Raw genomic sequence first — 292 nt, 5'->3', positions numbered from 1 at the left:
AGTTAGTAGAGTCAAGTTAAAATTTATTTAGAATAACTTCTTGTATAAAACGACTGCCAAAATAAGCCAGTGTAAGAATAAAAGCAGCAACCATAATAGCAATAACCACAGGTTTACCACGCCAGCCTTTTTTCATATGGCCAAGCGCAATCACAGCAAAAATACACCATGCAACAAGCGATAATATCGTTTTATGGATAAATTGAGTAGCGAACATACCATCGAGAAATACAAATCCCGACAATAGTGCCAAAGTGAGTAATATAGTACCTAAGTTAACCAATTGATACAG

Annotated in this window: 1 protein-coding gene; it reads right to left on the bottom strand. The window is 35.3% G+C overall.

What is annotated here, in order from left to right:
* Positions 1-16 precede the first annotated feature (16 nt).
* Positions 17-292, bottom strand: a 276-nt coding sequence (gene ccsA / locus AAEY83_RS13915; protein WP_351059719.1) for a cytochrome c biogenesis protein CcsA, incomplete at its 5' end; no start/stop codon positions are given.

The organism is Psychrobacter sp. TB20-MNA-CIBAN-0197, assembly GCF_040309765.1.
In the GTDB taxonomy this organism is placed as follows: domain Bacteria; phylum Pseudomonadota; class Gammaproteobacteria; order Pseudomonadales; family Moraxellaceae; genus Psychrobacter; species Psychrobacter submarinus.
This window is presented reverse-complemented; position numbering and strand designations above follow the sequence as displayed.